Origin of the sequence: Streptomyces noursei (assembly GCF_001646665.1) — a bacterium.
Lineage (GTDB): Bacteria > Actinomycetota > Actinomycetes > Streptomycetales > Streptomycetaceae > Streptomyces > Streptomyces lavendulocolor.
The window spans coordinates 35,374-51,886 of record NZ_LWBU01000405.1 but is presented as its reverse complement, the minus strand read 5'-3'; the positions used below and the strand labels follow the sequence as shown (position 1 = coordinate 51,886).

The following is a 16,513-nucleotide window of genomic DNA, read 5'->3' as shown; positions in this document are numbered from 1 at the left end:
CCTGCCGCACGGTCTGGTCTCTGCCTTTCACGATAGTCCTTCACCGGCCGGGGGGCCTTCGGCCGGCGCGTTCTTCGCCGCGACCACGGCGTCGAACACCTCCCGCTTGGGCAGGCCGGCCTCGGCGGCGACCGCCGCGATGGCCTCCTTGCGCCGCTCCCCCGCCTCCTCGCGCACCCGGACGCGGCGGACCAGTTCGGCCGCGCCGAGGTCGGCGGGCCCGGTGTCGGGCGCTCCCTCGACGACGATCGTGATCTCCCCGCGCACGCCCTCGGCCGCCCACGCCGCGAGTTCGCCGACGCCGCCGCGCCTGACCTCCTCGTAGGTCTTGGTCAGCTCCCGGCACACGGCGGCCCGCCGGTCCGCGCCGAACGCCTCGGCCATGGCGGCGAGCGTGTCGTCGAGCCGGTGCGGGGCCTCGAAGTAGACGAGGGTGCGCCGCTCGCCCGCGACCTCGCGGAGCCGGGACAGCCGCTCGCCGGCCTTGCGGGGCAGGAAGCCCTCGAAGCAGAACCGGTCGACGGGCAGCCCGGACAGGGCGAGCGCGGTCAGGACGGCCGACGGGCCCGGCACCGCGGTGACCCGGATGTCCCGCTCGACGGCGGCGGCGACGAGCCGGTAGCCGGGGTCGGAGACGGACGGCATGCCCGCGTCGGTGACCAGCAGGACCCGCGCGCCGCCCAGGAGCGCGTCGACCAGCTCGGGCGTACGCGCCGACTCGTTGCCCTCGAAGTACGACACGACCCGGCCGGTGGTGTGGACGCCGAGCGCCTGGGTCAGCCGGCGCAGCCGCCGGGTGTCCTCCGCGGCGACCACGTCGGCGGCCGCCAGCTCGGCGGCGAGGCGCGGCGGGGCGTCCGCGACGTCCCCGATCGGGGTTCCTGCGAGTACGAGCGTTCCGGTCACCGTTCCAGTCACGGGGCCATCCTCGCAGCCCGGACGGGCGACTCGCACAGGCGCGTTCCCTACGATGGCGCGGTGACCAGTACTGCTCATGACGCCCTGCGCGGGCAGGCCGCCGGGGAAGAGCCGCCCCCGTGGCAGCAGCGCCTGCGCCGTTTCGGCTACGTACCGCGGCCGGTGACGGGGTTGCGCGAGCGGTTGGTGCCCCCGTACGCCCGCCCCTCGGACCGGGTGTGGACGGTGCTCGGCGCACCGCCCGCGGTGGCCGCGCGGCTGTGGCGGCTGGCGGCGTGGGGCGGACCGCTGCTGGTGGCGCTCGTCGCCGGGCTGCTGCGGTTCTGGCATCTGGGCAGCCCCCACGCGGTGATATTCGACGAGACGTACTACGCCAAGGACGCCTGGGCGCTCATCAACCAGGGGTACGAGGGGTCGTGGCCGAAGGACGTCGACGCGTCGATCCTGCGGAACCCCGACGCGGTGGCCGTCCCCACCGACCCGGGCTACGTGGTGCACCCGCCGGTCGGCAAGTGGGTCATCGGCCTCGGTGAGCACCTGTTCGGGTTCACCCCGTTCGGCTGGCGCTTCATGGTGGCGGTGCTCGGCACGCTGTCGGTGCTGATGCTGTGCCGGATCGGGCGGCGGCTGTTCCGGTCGACGTTCCTGGGCTGCCTGGCGGGGCTGCTGCTCGCGGTGGACGGGCTGCACTTCGTGATGAGCCGCACGGCGCTCCTCGACCAGGTGCTGATGTTCTTCGTGCTGGCGGCGTTCGGGTGCCTGCTCGTCGACCGTGACCGGTCGAGGCGGCGGCTCGCGGACGCGCTGCCGGTGGACGCGGACGGGCTGCTGCGGCCGGACGCGGTGGTCGCCGGGACGCTGCGCCTGGGGTGGCGGCCGTGGCGGATCGCGGCGGGCGTGATGCTGGGTCTGGCGGCGGCCACCAAGTGGAACGGCCTGTACATCATGGCCGCGTTCGGGGTGCTGACGGTCCTGTGGGACGTGGGCGCGCGCCGCACGGCCGGGGCCTACCGCCCGTACGAGAGCGTGCTGCGGCGGGACCTGCTGCCGGCGTTCGTGTCGACGGTCCCGGTGGCGATCGGCACCTACATCGTGTCGTGGTCGGGCTGGATCGTCACGGACAAGGGGTACTTCCGGAACTGGGCGACCACCGAGGGCAGGGACAGTTCGTGGTCGTGGCTGTTCCCCGACTGGTGGCGCAGCCTGTGGCACTACGAGTCCGAGGTGTACGGCTTCCACGTCAACCTGACGTCGGGGCACACCTACGAGTCGAACCCGTGGAGCTGGATCGTCCTGGGCCGGCCCGTCTCCTACTTCTACGAGGACCCGGCGGCGGGCCGGGACGGCTGCCCGGCGGGCACCGCGGAGAAGTGCGCGCGCGAGGTGCTGGCGATCGGCACGCCCCTGCTGTGGTGGGCGGCGTGCTTCGCGCTCCTGTACGTGCTGTGGCGCTGGTTCTTCCGCCGCGACTGGCGCGCGGGCGCGATCGCCTGCGCCGTCGCGGCCGGCTGGGTGCCGTGGTTCCACTACCAGGAGCGCACCATCTTCCTGTTCTACGCGGTGGTCTTCGTGCCGTTCCTGTGCCTGGCGGTGGCCTTGATGATCGGCGCCCTCCTGGGCCCCCCGGGCACCGACGCCGCGGCCGAACGCCGCCGCACGATCGGCGCGGTGGGAGCCGGGGTGCTGGTGCTCCTCATCATCTGGAACTTCATCTACTTCTGGCCCCTGTACACCGGCCAGTCGATCCCGATGGAGGACTGGCGCGACCGGATGTGGCTCGACACCTGGGTCTAACAGGGCTGACGCCGTCATGGCGCGGCGGACCACCGTTGCGCCATGACGGTCGTTGTTGGTCGTTAGTGGCCGTCGCTGGTCCCCCTCGGACGGCCCGCAGACGGCCCCGGCGAGGTGGGGTGACCTGCTGAAACGCCGAGGACGGAAGTCCATGGGGTCCCGTGTCCTACGGCCCGGCCGCCGGTCCCCGCGCAGGAGGCGCCCAGTCTTGTCCTTCGTTGACCGTGATTTACCGCCGTGGGTGGTGCAAAGTGGTGCGCCAGCAGCCCGACAGAACTGACGCCGGACATGAGCCCCGCGTACCGTAGACCCGAAGGATCATCTGCGCGGCGCTGAGCAGCCCGTCCGCGAAGCAGCGGTTACTCAGCTAGATCAAGCGCGCCCTGGTTCACGAGATCGTGAATGTGTTCGCGAAGTGGCAGACCGTCGCGGCCGGCATGGCTGCGGCTGCCGCGCGAGGCCGGGAGCTGGCGCGGGCCGAGGAAGAAACAGGCGAGATCCCCGGAGAGTGGATCGACGTGGCTGAGCGCATCCGTGAGGAAGCCGCCACTGCACGGACGCGTGGCGTCGCCTGATGACCTTCCGTCTCAACTACGGCTCGGACACGGAAGCCGTCCACGACGCCATGCCGCTGGATGCCAGTGCCCAGCTCTCCCAAGCCCTCGCTGCCGCCTGTGACGACCGTCTCGCGGCGGCGGAACCATACGGGGAGGACGACGGGATCGTCCGCACTCTCACGACCGAACGTGCAATAGCCGTTCTCTTGATGGGTCACCAAACGAAGGTCGTCACTGTTTTACAGCTCAGCTACACCGGCTGAGCTTGTTCTTTTACCTCCGGCGTCGAGATGTGCTTCGGGCGGGGATCTGCGGACTGAAGCCGAACCGGTGCATCAACCGGGTGGCCCCGGAGACGCTGTGGGAGACGTGGAACTTCGTGCCGAGCAGCCGTGGCCACCCGTGCCCCGGTCCACACATGGTCCTCCACCCAGCCATGCGCGGCTGACCCTTGCTCCAGATACGCGACGAGTTTCTCCAGGAACGGGGGCAGACGGCACCGCGAATCGCTCGGACCCCGGGACGCCAGGGCCCGCCCGCCGCCGTCGCTCCACATCTGATGCCACTGGCAGGCTCGAGTTTCGGCTCACTCTCAGCCGTCGGGCAACCTCCGGTGGCTTGAACTGCTGCTCGAACAGCTCGGCCGCCTGCAGTCGTACCGACTCCCGGCGCTGACGACCGGCAGGAGTCGGCCCGCCACCATCCGCATACCTCACACACCACTGGATACAGCCACCACGCCAGGCACAGCAGGGACCTCAGGAGAGATCACCCTGACGAGCCGAAGTCAGTAACGACCTCTCAGGCCGCGCCATGGCGCGTCAGTAGAGCCGTGTAGGCCCCTTCTGCGGCGCGACCGGAGACGGTACCAGGCGGGGTGTGGGCCAAGAAGGCATCAATCGTGCCGTCCTGCAGGATGCGTCCCCCGTGGAGGACGGTGACGTGGTCGGCCTCCTCGGCGAGGTCGGCGACGTCGTGGGTGGACAGCAATACCTGCACGCCCTCTGTGATGAGGCCGTTCAAGATGTCGCGGAATACGCGGCGCTGGTGGGGGTCCATTCCGGCCGTAGGTTCGTCGAGCAGAAGTACGCGGGCGTCGTGTACTAGAGCCGCAGCGAGACCGACGCGGCGCAGCTGGCCGCCTGAGAGCCGGTGGGTCTTGGTGTCGGCCTGGTCCGCGAGCCCTACGCGATTGAGAGCCCGGCGCGCCTGATGCCAGGCATCGTTGCGGTTCATTCCCTTGAGCCAGCCGACGTAGGCGACGTACTCACGTGCGGACAGGGACGGCATGGGAACGATGTCCTGCGGCATCCAAGCCACAGCCTTACGGAAGGCTTTGGTGCCTCCGGCGGTGCCACCGAGGGTCACAGCGCCCGAGCGAGGGGCGATGACTGTTGCCGCGAGCTTGAGCAGCGTCGACTTGCCCGCGCCGTTGGGGCCGAGCAGAACCGTCAGCCCGTCAGGGAGGCGGTAGCTGAAGTCCTGCAAGATGGGAGGCCGTCGCCGTCGGTAGCCGTAGGTGCAGGAGACCAGTTCAAGAGTCATGACATTTTCCTTGACGTATACAGCTGCACTAGGGTCCCTGTGAGGAATGCCAGCACCGCGCCGACAACTGCATGAAGAGCACCGGCTGGTTCAGGGACAATTGTCCATGGATAAGGGTCGCCTGTGGGTCGGAAGCCGATGAAGACCACGAAAAACAGCCACGCCACAGGGATCATCACCGCGCGCTGGCCCATCACGGCACGGCCGCACAGCATCAGCCCGGTGAGGAAAAGGGCGTTACGGCCCGCGGTACCAGCCTGTGGTGCGTCGAGGACCAAGCCGGCCACCACGCTCGTGACTACGGCCGTGCCAATGGCCGCGGTAATCAGGGCCGCATCCAGCAGAGCAACTGAGCGCACTCCCGAGTCTTCAGCCGGAGCAATCCGCGACTCAAGACACAACATCAGGCCCGCGATCAACGGTATGGGTACGAAAAGCGAAAGGGCTACCTGGCTCCTACCTGTGAAAGACGGCAGGAGTACAAACGTATTCTGGACGACGAACACAAGGACGACGAAGGTCACGAGCATCGCGGCCAGGACGGTAGGGACGCGGCGCGCCTTGAGCCACCACATCACGCGTTGCCTCGGCACGCGCTGATGAGGGTCTGCCGAAACCAGGTTCCCTGCTCTTTTGCGGGCTGCGCCAACACTCTCTGGACGATGTCTTGCACTTGCTTTTCAGCGCGGACTGCGTCCGGCGTCTGCGTCTCCTGCGCCACGCGCGCGCGATAGGCTTTCTCCTCGCCTGTCACAGAAGCCGCCCATAGCCATGCCGCATGGCCCGTGACCGGGTCGACCCGCCTACAGGGAAATCGAACTGCAGCGGTCAGCACCTCAAAGCGAACTTCGTCACGCTGGGCGGCGGCTGTCAGTCCGATACGCCAAGTTTTCTGGGTCGACGGCAGTCCGGAACGTCCGTCCGCCAGCCGATCGGTTATGACCGAGGGAGTTTCGGTCACACCCCTGCTGCCCAGGTCATCCAGAACGGATACTGCTTCTTTCCGTACCGTGCCCAGCGTGCTTGATGTGGCTTTTGGCATACATACCTTCGGTGCATTGCCTAGGCATTCCATGGGAGCCTGCCCTGTGACCATCGGCGGATCATGGCCCCAGTCCTTGACGATGTTGTAGGCGCCGAAAGTGCAAAGTCCTGCGACGATGCAGGCCAGCACCACTCTCACCAATAGCCACCTGAGGGGAAACCACAAAAGAGCAACGCCCAGGGCAATGCCCCCGCCGAACAAAATAGGCGCCACGAGCGAAGCCATACCGGGCACCTCGCCGAAATCCAAATCCATATACTGGCCGGACACATGGCGAAGCCAATAGGGGTGCGTTGCGCGAGAAAAGGCGACTAGGATCCATACGACAACGGCCACGATCGGCGCTGCGATCACGCGTGGCGCCCGAATACCGATACCAAAACCGATAACCGCGTGAGCAACGCAGAGAATGAGCGCCATCACTAGAAGGCGCAAACTGTCGACTGTTGGGAAGGTTGTGGTCCGGGCCAGCGAGAGGCTGACGGGAACGATCAGCACAGCCCAGGAGAGCAGGAACACGGGGAGCAGAGCGTTGGCCGCTACATGAAAACGCGAGCGCCCTGCCGCGAGGGCCCATACCCCACTGCTCGTGAGTCTCCCGCTCTCCCAGGCAGCCAGACCGGCAGCCACCGCATAGGCGAGCGCGTACAGCGTCATCAGGGGAGCGGCGACGAGAGCGGGAGCATAACCATGGAAGACAGCGAGCGGCGCACTCTCACCCGCGAAATAATAGAGCAGCGTCAGCAGCAAAACGAATGGGGTTGCCCACCGAACGGCGCCGGAGCGCAAGCTGGTGCGAAATCTCATCAGGACTCTCTTACAAGTTCAGTATAAGACCGCAGTGAGGGGCGACCGCACGGGTCGCCCCTCACCGTTTGCACTAAGAGTTTAGTCGGCCTTAGTTGTGTCGACAGACAGGTAGCCGACATCAACAGTCGCAAAGCCCGGGCTTGTCGTACTGCCGACCTTCATGAGCTGGAAATAAACGGTGACGGTTGTGGCGGGAAGATCAGTCCACTCGCCATTGCTTGCACCGGCGCCGTAGCAGGCGGTGAAAGTTTTGTTGTCGTAAGCGTCGTCAGGCTGAAGCGAGATGTCGCGCCATATTTGAACATCGACACTGTCAGGGGTGCCAGTTGTGCTGCGATTGGAGCAGTCATAGAATTGAATCTGGGAGTAGCTCTGATCGCTCCAGCGCCGGGATTCAAACCCAGGACTGCCGTCGTTAATGCTGCTTGTCCACACGAGCGCCTCGGCCCCGGGGGCGAGGGCAAGAACCAGCGCAGATGACATGCCGGCAATGGAACCAATGCGGGCCTTATTCCTCACGAAATCCTCTTTCCTGGCGACACATAGAAATTGACGGGAACAGGAAAGACAGATGTGTTATTAAGCGAAGCAAACATCACGCCCCCCCAGGCATCGTCAATACAAGGCCAGCGAAACTAACTTCACCTCGTGCCGCGCAGACTATCAGGCAAGATGTCTTCGAACAATTTCGCGGGAGACCGCTCAACTCTCGTATAGGCGGCTTGCTACAGATCCGGTCGTTCTGCGTCAGAAAATCGGCAAACCACCGATCTCGCCCCACTATTCCGGCCATGTCAACGACTCCGGATTAAGCCGGAGCACGGCCCCCCGGGCGGCCCAGGAGGCCCAACGCGGCCCAGCCGAGGCGCAACCGTCCTGGTCAAGCCCCCCGGTCGCCCCTAATGCGCGGACTTCATCCACCTCTGGCCCCTGTACACCGGCCAGTCGATCCCGATGGAGGACTGGCGCGACCGGATGTGGCTGGATACGTGGGTGTGATGGCGGGTACCGCCCGCTGAGGTTCCGGTCGGATAACAGCCGTCCCCCCTGCCACTCGTGTCCCGTAGGGTGGCGCCGGTGAGGAGCTTGAACGCGTTCAAGCCGCTCCTGGGGAGGGGGACTGCACGATGCGCAGTGGGGCGAAGGTCGCCGTCGTCGGCGCGGTGTTCGCCGTCGTGGCCGGTGGCGTGGGGTACGGGGCGTACGCCGTCTACGACGACATGACGGGCGGGGCGGAGGGGGCCACCACCCGGTCCGCGGCGGCGCCGCGGAAGGCCGGCTCCGGGCCGGTGACCGCCGGGGAGGTCGAGCGGACGGCGAAGGACTTCCTGGCCGCGTGGGCGGCGGGGGACGCGGCGGCGGCCGCTGACCTGACCGACGACGCCGCCACCGCGACACCCGCCCTCGCGGGCTTCCGCGGGCAGGCGCACGTGTCGAAGGCGGTCATCACGCCGGGCGCGCCGGCGGGGGCCGAGGTGCCCTTCACCGTGGACGCGACGGTGACGTACGAGGGGGTGTCGAAGCGGCTGGCGTACGCCTCGCGGCTCACCGTCGTACGGGGCGTCACCACCGGTCTGCCGCTGGTGAAGTGGGCGCCGTCGGTGATCCACCCGAACCTGACCGACGGCGCGGTGCTGCGCACCGGCGAGGCGGCCGCGCCGCCGGTCCGGGCCGTCGACCACGCCGGCGTGGAGCTGACACCGGAGAAGTACCCGTCGCTGAAGTCCGTCCTGGACCAGCTGCGGAAGAAGTACGGGGCCGAGGCGGGCGGGAAGCCCGGCATCGAGACGTGGATCGACGCCACCGGCGAGGGCGCGGCCGACCGGACGCTGCTGACGCTCGTCAAGGGCGTGCCGGGCAAACTGCGGACGACGCTGGACGCGGACGTGCAGGCGGCGGCCGAGCGGGCGGTGAAACGGTACGGCGGGTCGTCGGTGGTGGCCGTCCGGCCGTCGACCGGCGAGATACGGGCAGTGGCCAACAACCGCGGGGACGCGTTCGACGCGGCGCTCGCCGGGAAGCAGGCGCCCGGCTCCACGATGAAGATCGTGACGGCGGCGCTCCTGCTGGAGAAGGGCCTGGTCGCCGCGGACCGCCCGGCCGAGTGCCCGAAGGAGGTCCTGTACCAGGGCCGTACCTTCCACAACCTCGAACACTTCGACCTCCCCGCGGGCAGCACCTTCCAGGAGAGCTTCAAGCGGTCCTGCAACACCGCCTTCATCAAGCTGATCGACGACGTCGACGACGACGCGGCGCTCGGGAGGGAGGCCCGCGACGTCTTCGGCATCGGTCTGAACTGGCAGACGGGCGTGGCCACCTTCGACGGTGCCGTGCCGGCCGAGACCGGCGGCGAGGCGGCCGCCCAGTACATCGGCCAGGGCACGATCCAGATGAACGCCCTCAACGTCGCGTCCATCACCGCGACCGCGAAGCACGGTTCCTTCAAGCAGCCGGTCATCGTGCCGCGCGACCTGGACGACCGGGAGATCGCCACCGCCGCCCGCGGCCTGGACGGCTCGGCGGCCCGGCAGCTGCGCGACATGATGCGGGCCACCGCGACCAGCGGCACGGGCGCCGCGGCGATGGCCGGGGTCGGCGGCGACAAGGGGGCGAAGACCGGTTCGGCCGAGGTCGGCGGACAGGCCGACTCCAACAGCTGGTTCGCCGGGTTCGCCGACGACCTCGCGGCCGCGGCGGTCGTCCAGGCGGGCGGCCACGGCGGGGACGCGGCCGGCCCGCTCGTCGCCTCGGTGCTGAACGCCCGGTGACGGCGGGCGGCGCGGGCGGGGGGGGCGGGCGGTGCGGTCCCGGCGGGACGGGCGCCGCGCGCCCCGGTGCCCACGCTGCGGAACACACTCGCGTGGCCGGTACAACCACCGCTAGCGTGCGGGCCATGAGCGCTTCACTCGCCCACCCGCGTTTCGCCGAGGCCCTGCGCGCGCTCGGCCTGCACGACGTCGAGGTGCGCCGCTTCCCCGACGCCACCCGCACCGCCGCCCAGGCCGCCGCCGCGATCGGCTGCGACCCGTCCGAGATCGTCAAGTCGCTGGTGTTCGCGGCGGACGGCGTGCCGGTCCTCGTCCTGATGGACGGCTCGTCCCGGGTGGACGTCGAGCTGGTGCGGCGCGAGCTGGGCGCCGCCGCCGTCACCCGGGCGGACGCCGCCCTCGTACGGGAGACGACGGGGTACGCGATCGGGGGCGTACCGCCCTTCGGGCACGTGACCAGGACGCGGGTGCTGGCCGACCGGGCGCTGCTCGGCCACGACGTGGTGTGGGCGGCGGCCGGGACGCCGCACACCGTGTTCCCGCTCGCCCCGGCGGCGCTCGTCGCCCACGCGGGCGCCACGCTCGCCGACGTGCGCGAGCGGCCGGCGTGACACCGCTGGTCGCGGCGGCGGTCCTGCTGGCCGCGGTGACGCACGCCGGCTGGAACGCGATCGCCCACCACCTGAAGGACCAACTGCTGTCCTTCACGCTGATATCCGGCGGCGGTGCCCTGATCGCCGCGGTGGTGACCTGCTTCGTCCCCGTGCCGGCCGCGGCCGCCTGGCCGTACCTGCTGCTCTCCGCCGCCCTGCACATCGGCTACATGGCGCTGCTGATGCGCTCCTTCACGCTCGGCGACTTCGGCCAGACGTACCCGATCGCGCGGGGCACCGCACCGCTGGTGGTCACCGCCCTGGCGGCCGCGTTCGTCGGCGAGGTGCCCGACGGGCGGCAGCTCACCGGCGTGGCCGTCGCCTGCGCGGGCCTGGTCGCCCTCGCCGCGTGGGGGCTGCGCGGCGCGGGCCGCCGCCCCAACCTGCCTGCCGTCGCCGCCGCCCTGGCGACCGGCCTGGCGATCGCCGGCTACACGGTCGTGGACGGCGTCGGGGTGCGCGCCTCCGGCACACCGCTGGGCTACGTCGCGTGGCTGATGCTCCTCCAGGGCATCGCGATCCCCGCGTACACCCTCCACCGCCGCCGCCGCGCCCTCGCCGCCCAGCTGCGCCCGCACGCCGCCCTCGGCCTGCTCGGCGCCGGCCTGGCGATCTCGGCGTACGCGCTGGTCCTGTGGGCCCAGACCCGCGCGCCCCTCGCCCCGGTCGCCGCCCTGCGCGAGTCCTCCATCATCGTCGGCGCCGCGATCGGGGCCGTGTTCTTCAAGGAGGGCTTCGGCGCCCCGAGGATCGCGGCGGCCGGCCTCATGGTGCTGGGCATCGGGCTGATGCTGCACACGGGGTGAGACCGTCGCACGCGGGTGAACGCGTGTCGCTGAACGCGGCGCGCGGGGGTAGGGGATCGGTGCCACCCCCTGGACCGCGGAGAGTGAACCGACGATGACGGATGACGCGTACCTTTTCCTCGCCACCGACCCGGCCGCGCCGCTGGGCGTCCCGCTGCCCGTGGTGGGCGGCCTGGAATGCCTGGAGACGTCCGCCGTACGGGCCTGGCTGGACGCCCAGGGCGCCTCGGCCGGCTCGCGGGAGGTGCGGGTGCTGCCCCCGGAGGAGACCGGGTTCATCCCCGAGGGCGCCGAGCGGCTTCCCGTGCCGCTGACCGAGGAGGAGCTGGAGCGCGTCCGCCGGGCGGGTGCCCCGGACGCCGTGGCCCGCATCGAGGCGGAACTGCTGGACTACCGCGACCGCGCGGAGGGCCGGGACGAGCTGCTGCGCAAGGCGCTGGCCGCCGGTGTCCCCCGGCACCGCGTCGTCGAACTCACCGGCCTCGACCCCGCCACCGTCGCGGAGTACGGCCTGGGCTCCTCCTGACGACACGACGAGGGGGGCGGCTGTGGCCGGGGTCGGGATCGGTCCGCTGCGGTGAGCCGGCCCCGGCCGGCACCGGCCCGCGGGAGGCGGACGCGCGGCCGCGGGAACACCGGGGCCGACGCGGGGCGTTCAGCGCGGGCGGCCGGCCGGTGCGGACGGGGGGACCGACGGGAGGAGGCCCGCCTCCTGGGCGCGCAGGACCGTACCGAGGCGGTCGGCGGTGCCGAGCTTGCGGTAGAGGTTCTGGAGGTGCTTGTGCACCGTCCGCACCGAGACCCCGAGGCGGCGGGCCATGGCCGTGGCGGGCAGCCCCTCCGCGAGCGTGTGCAGGACGGCCGTCTCACGGGGCGTCAGGCCGCCGGCGACCGCCTCCGGTTCCGGCTCCGGGCCGCCCGTGCCCCGCAGCCCGCCCAGCAGCCGGCACTGGGCCGCGGCGGCGGCCAGGAGGGGCTGGACGCGGGCGGCGTAGTCGAGGTCCCGGGCGTCGAAGTCGGCGCCGTCGCGGTGGACGATGAAGCCGCGGACGGCGCCGTCGTCGCCGCCGGGGAGCGGCAGGCCGAGCATGTGGCGGGTGCCGAACGACTCGCGCAGGGCGCTCGCCGTCCCGCTGTGCCGCCAGGCGCGGTCCCCGGCGAGCTGCGCGGCGGTCCGCGGCTCGCGGTCGGTGTGCCGGCCGTAGTGGGCCGCGAACGGGTACCCGGACCGGACCAGCCCCGCCGTCGCCCCCGCCGGTTCGACCGGGGCGGAGGCGTCCCGGAGCCAGGCGCTGACCGTGCCGCTGGACGGCGTCCACTCCTCGTCCTTCATGAGCAGCACGGAACCGTCGAGCGTCCTCAGCAGCTCCTGGGCGATCAACCGCCACACGGTCTCGGGCCGCCGGCTCTCCAGGACGGCGACGGCGAGACCGAGCATCCGCTCGTAGTCCTCCTGCCTCAGGTACGGCACGGCCCCTCCGCAGTCCATACGCAGTTCTCCCCATGGAACGGCCCCGGCCCCGCTGCCATCGTAGGCGTGACGGATCCCCACCCGCCGACGAGAACGACCTCCCACGAGAAGCGCGCTCCGCACGGCCTGAGCCGGGTCGTGCGGGGCGCGCCCACGCGCGCGTGGGCCCCGCCCGGGGCATTCCGTACCGCCGTCCCGTGCATCCCGTGCGCCTCCTCGCCGGTCTCCCGTGCGCCCTACCCGCCGATCGCCGCCTTGACCGCCCGCACCAGGGCCTGCGCCCTGGGGTCCGCCGTGACGCCCTTGCGCATCCCGTTGGTGACGTACCCGAGCGCGATGCCCGACTCCGGGTCGGCGAAGCCCAGGGAGCCGCCGCGTCCGGGGTGACCGAAGGAACCGGGGGACAGCAGGGGGCACGCGGGGCCGTGGAGCATGTAGCCGAGGCCGAAGCGGGTGGAGACCACCAGGACCCGGTCGGGGCCCGCCGCCTCCTCGGTGCGCGCCATCGCGAGGGTCGCCGGCGCGAAGAGGCGGTGGCCGTCCACGGGACCGAGTGTCGCGGCGTAGAAGCGGGCGAGGGCGCGGGCGGTGGAGATGCCCGCGGAGGCGGGGAGTTCGGCGGCCCGGTAGGCCGGGTCGTTCTCGTCGGGGGCCGGGTCGACGGCGCCGAAGGCGCGGCGGGTGAGCGAGCCGGGGTCGGCGTAGGCGTCGGCGACGGAGCGCTTCGGGCGCAGCTTCAGCGCGCCGCCGTCCGCCGGTTCCGCGACCGGTCCGATGCGGCCGGCCCGGTGGGCCTCGTCCTCGGGGAGGCCGATCCACAGGTCGAGTCCGAGCGGGCGGGCGATCTCCTCGGCGACCCAGCGGCCCAGGGTGCGGCCGGTGACGCGCTGGACCAGGGCGCCCAGCAGGAAGCCGTACGTGTGCGGGTGGTAGCCGTGCTCGGTGCCCGGCTCCCACGCGGGCGCCTGGGAGGCGACTGCGTCCGCCGCCGCGGCGAGGTCGGCGGCCCCGGCCGGGGTCAGCGGCCGGTCCAGGGCCGGGACGCCCGCCTGGTGCGACAGCAGGTGCCGTACCAGCGCCCGTTCCTTGCCCGCCGCCTTGAACTCCGGCCAGTAGGTGCCGACGGGCGCGTCCAGGTCGAGCTGGCCGCGCTGGTGCAGCAGCAGCGGTACGGCGGCGGCGACGCCCTTGGTGGCCGAGCGGACCACCTGGGCGGTGTCGACGGCCCACGGGGCGGTGCCGTCGACGTCCCGCGTGCCCGCCCACAGGTCGACGACCTTGCGGCCGTCCCGGTAGACGGCGACGGCGGCGCCCCGCTCGCCGCGGTGCCGGAAGTTGCGGAGGAACGCGTCCCTGACCGGTTCGAAACCCGGCTGCACCGTGCCCCGGATGCCCTGCTCGTCCACGCTTCCACGCTCCTTACGCGATCGTCCACCCCATGGTGCAACGCCCTACCGGGTGGCCGGCTTCCGGGTCGGATCGAACCCGAAGGGGAGCTCCAGCCGGTGTTCGCGCATCAGTTCGTCGTCGGCGAGCAGGTCGCCGGTCGGGCCGTCGGCCGCGATGACGCCCTCGCTGAGGACGACCGCGCGGGGGCACAGTTCGAGCGCGTACGGCAGGTCGTGGGTGACCATCAGGACGGTGACGTCCAGGGAGCGGAGGATGTCGGCGAGTTCGCGGCGGGAGGCCGGGTCCAGGTTCGACGACGGCTCGTCGAGGACGAGGATCTCGGGCTCCATGACGAGGACGGTCGCCACCGCGACCCGCCGCCGCTGCCCGAAGGACAGGTGGTGCGGGGGCCGGTCGGCGTACTCCTGCATGCCGACGCGGGCGAGGGCCTTGTGCACGGCCGCCTCCAGCTCGGGGCCGCGCAGTCCGGCCGCCGCCGGGCCGAAGGCGACGTCCTCCCGGACGGTCGGCATGAACAGCTGGTCGTCGGGGTCCTGGAAGACGATGCCGACCTTGCGGCGGATCTCCGCGAGGTTGGCCTTGGCGACCGGGAGGCCGGCGACGGTCACCGTCCCGGCGCCGCCGGTCAGGATGCCGTTGAGGTGGAGCACGAGCGTGGTCTTGCCGGCGCCGTTGGGGCCGAGCAGGGCGACCCGCTCGCCGCGCTCGACGGTGAGGTCGACGCCGAACAGCGCCTGGTGGCCGTCGGGGTAGGCGTAGGCGAGGCCGCGGACGTCGAGCGACGGCACGAAACTGAGACTCATGGCGTCCATCCCAGGAGGAGGATCAGGAGGGCGGTGACGGGGAGGGCGGCGGCCGAGCACCACTGCGCCCGGGAGGCGGTGACCTCGTCGAGGACCGGCATGGAACCGGTGTACCCGCGGCTGACCATCGCCAGGTGGACGCGCTCGCCGCGCTCGTAGGAGCGGATGAACAGGGCGCCCGCCGACTTGGCGAGCACCCCCCAGTGCCGGACGCCCCTGGCCTCGAAGCCGCGCGAGCGGCGGGCGACGGACATCCGCCGCATCTCGTCGGTGATGACGTCGCCGTACCGGATCATGAAGGAGGCGATCTGGACGAGCAGGGGCGGCAGCTTCAGCCGCTGAAGGCCGAGCAGCAGGGCCCGCAGCTCGGTGGTGGCGGCGAGCAGCACGGAGGCGGTGACGCCGAGGGTGCCCTTGGCCAGGACGTTCCAGGCGCCCCACAGCCCGGGGACGGAGACCTCGACGCCCAGCAGCCGGGTCTGCTCGCCCGGCACGACGAACGGCATCAGGAAGGCGAACGCCACGAACGGCACCTCGATCACCAGGCGCCGCAGCACGAACCAGGGCGACACCCGGGCGACCGCCGCGACCGCGCCGAGCAGCGCGGCGTACGCGGCGAAGGCCCACACCGCCTCGCGCGGGGTGGAGACGACGACCACGACGAAGCCGAGGACGGCGACGAGCTTGCAGTGCGGCGGCATCCGGTGCACGGGCGAGTGCCCGTGCCGGTAGAGCTTGTGGGTGTGGCCGGCGCCCACCTCAGACGGCTTCCTCGTCGCGGGCGCCGTCGCGCACACCGTCACGGGCGCCTTCGCCCACAGCGTCACGGGCGCCGGCGCGCACGCCCTCGCCGGAGCCCTCGCCCCGGCGGGCGCCGTCGCGGCGGCGGACCGCCCAGAAGACGCCGGTGCCGACCAGGACGGTCCCGCCCACGCCGATGGTGCCCGCCAGCCCCCCGGACAGGCGGGCGTCGGTGAGGCCGCTGACGCCGTAGTCGGCGAGCGGCGAGTCGGCGGCGGCGTGCTCCTCGGCCTTCTTGTCGATGCCCTGGTCGGCGGCGACCTTCTCCAGGCCGTCGGGGCTGGCGGAGGCGTAGAAGGAGACGACACCGGCCAGCACGAGCGCGGTGGCCAGACCGGTGATCCAGACCGTCCTGGTGGACCGGGCGGCGGGCACCGCCGCGGGCGCGGGGGCGACGGGCACGGCGTCCACGAGCCGGCCGCCCACCCGCAGCTTGAGCGGCGCGGTCAGACCGCGGGCCCCGTACACCAGGTCGGGGCGGACGGCGATGACGGCGCCGACGGTGGCCGTCGTGATCAGCGCCTCGCCGATGCCGATCAGCACGTGGACCCCGACCATGGCGGTGAGCACCTTGGTGACGGGAACGTCGGTGGTGCCGCCGACCGCGTAGAGCAGCGTGAACGCGGCAGCCGCGGCCGGTACGGAGGCCAGCGAGGCGACGAACGAGGCGACGGTCACCGACCGGCGGGAGCGCGGCAGGACCTTGACCAGGCCGCGGAAGATCCCGTACGCGACGAGGACCGTGACCACGCCCATGACGGTGATGTTGACGCCGAGCGCGGTGAGCCCGCCGTCGGCGAAGAGCACGCCCTGCATCAGCAGGACGACCGCGATGCACAGCACCCCCGTCCAGGGGCCGACGAGTATCGCGGCGAGCGCCCCGCCCAGCAGGTGTCCGCTGGTCCCGGCGGCGACCGGGAAGTTCAGCATCTGCACGGCGAAGACGAACGCGGCGACCAGACCGGCGAGCGGCGCGGTCCGCTCCGCCCCGTGGCCCCCGGCGAGGGCGGACCCGCCGAGTTCCCTCCGCGCCCCGCGCAGGCCGGCCGCGACGGCGCCGGCGGCGGCGAGACCGGCGGCCGCGGAGACGGGCGCGTTGATGAATCCGTCGGGAACATGCATGCGGGGACCG

At 71.5% G+C, this 16,513-nt stretch carries 17 protein-coding genes and 1 pseudogene; 7 read left to right on the top strand and 11 right to left on the bottom strand.

Features of this window, described 5'->3' with window-relative positions:
- Positions 1-27 precede the first annotated feature (27 nt).
- Entirely contained in the window at positions 28-906 is an 879-nt protein-coding gene (rsmI, locus tag A4V12_RS33235) for a 16S rRNA (cytidine(1402)-2'-O)-methyltransferase (protein ID WP_064073221.1), read from the bottom strand.
- Positions 907-978: 72 nt separating this feature from the next.
- On the opposite strand from rsmI, the gene A4V12_RS33230 reads away from it, so the two are divergent.
- From A4V12_RS33230 to A4V12_RS33220, 3 genes are all read left to right on the top strand, one after another.
- A complete protein-coding gene (locus A4V12_RS33230; protein WP_064073220.1) occupies positions 979-2,712 on the top strand; it encodes a dolichyl-phosphate-mannose--protein mannosyltransferase in 1,734 nt (577 codons plus the stop codon).
- Positions 2,713-3,110: 398 nt separating this feature from the next.
- Positions 3,111-3,287 carry a hypothetical protein gene (locus A4V12_RS37875; protein WP_159028989.1) on the top strand — a complete coding sequence of 59 codons (177 nt, stop codon included), beginning with the start codon at positions 3,111-3,113 and terminating at the stop codon, positions 3,285-3,287.
- Positions 3,287-3,532, top strand: a complete 246-nt coding sequence (locus A4V12_RS33220) for a hypothetical protein (protein WP_064073219.1) — start codon at positions 3,287-3,289, stop codon at positions 3,530-3,532. Before A4V12_RS37875 ends, A4V12_RS33220 begins: the two co-directional genes overlap by 1 nt.
- 19 nt (positions 3,533-3,551) lie before the next feature.
- On the opposite strand, the pseudogene A4V12_RS40065 reads toward A4V12_RS33220, so the two are convergent.
- The 5 genes and pseudogenes from A4V12_RS40065 to A4V12_RS37865 form a co-directional block, all read right to left on the bottom strand.
- Positions 3,552-3,985 (bottom strand): annotated as a pseudogene (locus A4V12_RS40065) (helix-turn-helix domain-containing protein); the annotation flags it as partial.
- A gap of 85 nt (positions 3,986-4,070) precedes the next feature.
- Positions 4,071-4,814: an ABC transporter ATP-binding protein gene (locus tag A4V12_RS33215; protein ID WP_064073218.1), complete on the bottom strand. Its 744-nt coding sequence runs from the start codon at positions 4,812-4,814 to the stop codon at positions 4,071-4,073.
- On the bottom strand, positions 4,811-5,344 hold the full coding sequence (locus A4V12_RS33210; RefSeq protein WP_234372434.1) for a hypothetical protein: 534 nt from the start codon (positions 5,342-5,344) through the stop codon (positions 4,811-4,813). The genes A4V12_RS33215 and A4V12_RS33210 overlap by 4 nt, the downstream gene beginning before the upstream one ends.
- Before the next feature lie 44 nt (positions 5,345-5,388).
- On the bottom strand, positions 5,389-6,609 hold the full coding sequence (locus tag A4V12_RS37870) for a DUF7224 domain-containing protein (protein ID WP_159028988.1): 1,221 nt from the start codon (positions 6,607-6,609) through the stop codon (positions 5,389-5,391).
- Between the two features lie 138 nt (positions 6,610-6,747).
- Positions 6,748-7,152: a hypothetical protein gene (locus A4V12_RS37865; protein WP_159028987.1), complete on the bottom strand. Its 405-nt coding sequence runs from the start codon at positions 7,150-7,152 to the stop codon at positions 6,748-6,750.
- A 644-nt stretch (positions 7,153-7,796) separates the two neighbouring features.
- On the opposite strand from A4V12_RS37865, the gene A4V12_RS33205 reads away from it, so the two are divergent.
- The 4 genes from A4V12_RS33205 (at position 7,797) to A4V12_RS33190 (ending at position 11,422) form a co-directional block, all read left to right on the top strand.
- On the top strand, positions 7,797-9,437 hold the full coding sequence (locus A4V12_RS33205; RefSeq protein WP_064073216.1) for a penicillin-binding transpeptidase domain-containing protein: 1,641 nt from the start codon (positions 7,797-7,799) through the stop codon (positions 9,435-9,437).
- A gap of 125 nt (positions 9,438-9,562) precedes the next feature.
- Positions 9,563-10,048, top strand: coding sequence for a YbaK/EbsC family protein (locus tag A4V12_RS33200; protein ID WP_064073359.1), 486 nt, complete (start codon positions 9,563-9,565; stop codon positions 10,046-10,048).
- A complete protein-coding gene (locus A4V12_RS33195; protein ID WP_064073215.1) occupies positions 10,045-10,896 on the top strand; it encodes an EamA family transporter in 852 nt (283 codons plus the stop codon). The genes A4V12_RS33200 and A4V12_RS33195 overlap by 4 nt, the downstream gene beginning before the upstream one ends.
- A gap of 94 nt (positions 10,897-10,990) precedes the next feature.
- Positions 10,991-11,422, top strand: a complete 432-nt coding sequence (locus A4V12_RS33190) for a DUF6003 family protein (RefSeq protein ID WP_064073214.1) — start codon at positions 10,991-10,993, stop codon at positions 11,420-11,422.
- 129 nt (positions 11,423-11,551) lie between these two features.
- On the opposite strand, the gene A4V12_RS33185 is transcribed toward A4V12_RS33190, so the two are convergent.
- The 5 genes from A4V12_RS33185 to A4V12_RS33165 all read right to left on the bottom strand — a co-directional run bounded on the left by A4V12_RS33185 (position 11,552) and on the right by A4V12_RS33165 (position 16,503).
- Positions 11,552-12,385 (bottom strand): helix-turn-helix transcriptional regulator, encoded by an 834-nt coding sequence (locus A4V12_RS33185; RefSeq protein ID WP_079137560.1) that lies wholly within the window; start codon positions 12,383-12,385, stop codon positions 11,552-11,554.
- Between the two features lie 218 nt (positions 12,386-12,603).
- On the bottom strand, positions 12,604-13,773 hold the full coding sequence (locus A4V12_RS33180) for a serine hydrolase domain-containing protein (RefSeq protein WP_234372433.1): 1,170 nt from the start codon (positions 13,771-13,773) through the stop codon (positions 12,604-12,606).
- Between the two features lie 45 nt (positions 13,774-13,818).
- Positions 13,819-14,580 (bottom strand): energy-coupling factor ABC transporter ATP-binding protein, encoded by a 762-nt coding sequence (locus tag A4V12_RS33175; protein ID WP_107415574.1) that lies wholly within the window; start codon positions 14,578-14,580, stop codon positions 13,819-13,821.
- Positions 14,577-15,338 carry a cobalt ECF transporter T component CbiQ gene (gene cbiQ / locus A4V12_RS33170; RefSeq protein WP_064073212.1) on the bottom strand — a complete coding sequence of 254 codons (762 nt, stop codon included), beginning with the start codon at positions 15,336-15,338 and terminating at the stop codon, positions 14,577-14,579. Before cbiQ ends, A4V12_RS33175 begins: the two co-directional genes overlap by 4 nt.
- A 1-nt stretch (position 15,339) precedes the next feature.
- The gene (locus tag A4V12_RS33165; protein WP_079137559.1) at positions 15,340-16,503 is read right to left on the bottom strand and encodes an energy-coupling factor ABC transporter permease; all 1,164 of its coding nucleotides are present in this window, start codon (positions 16,501-16,503) and stop codon (positions 15,340-15,342) included.
- Between the last annotated feature and the right edge of the window lie 10 nt (positions 16,504-16,513).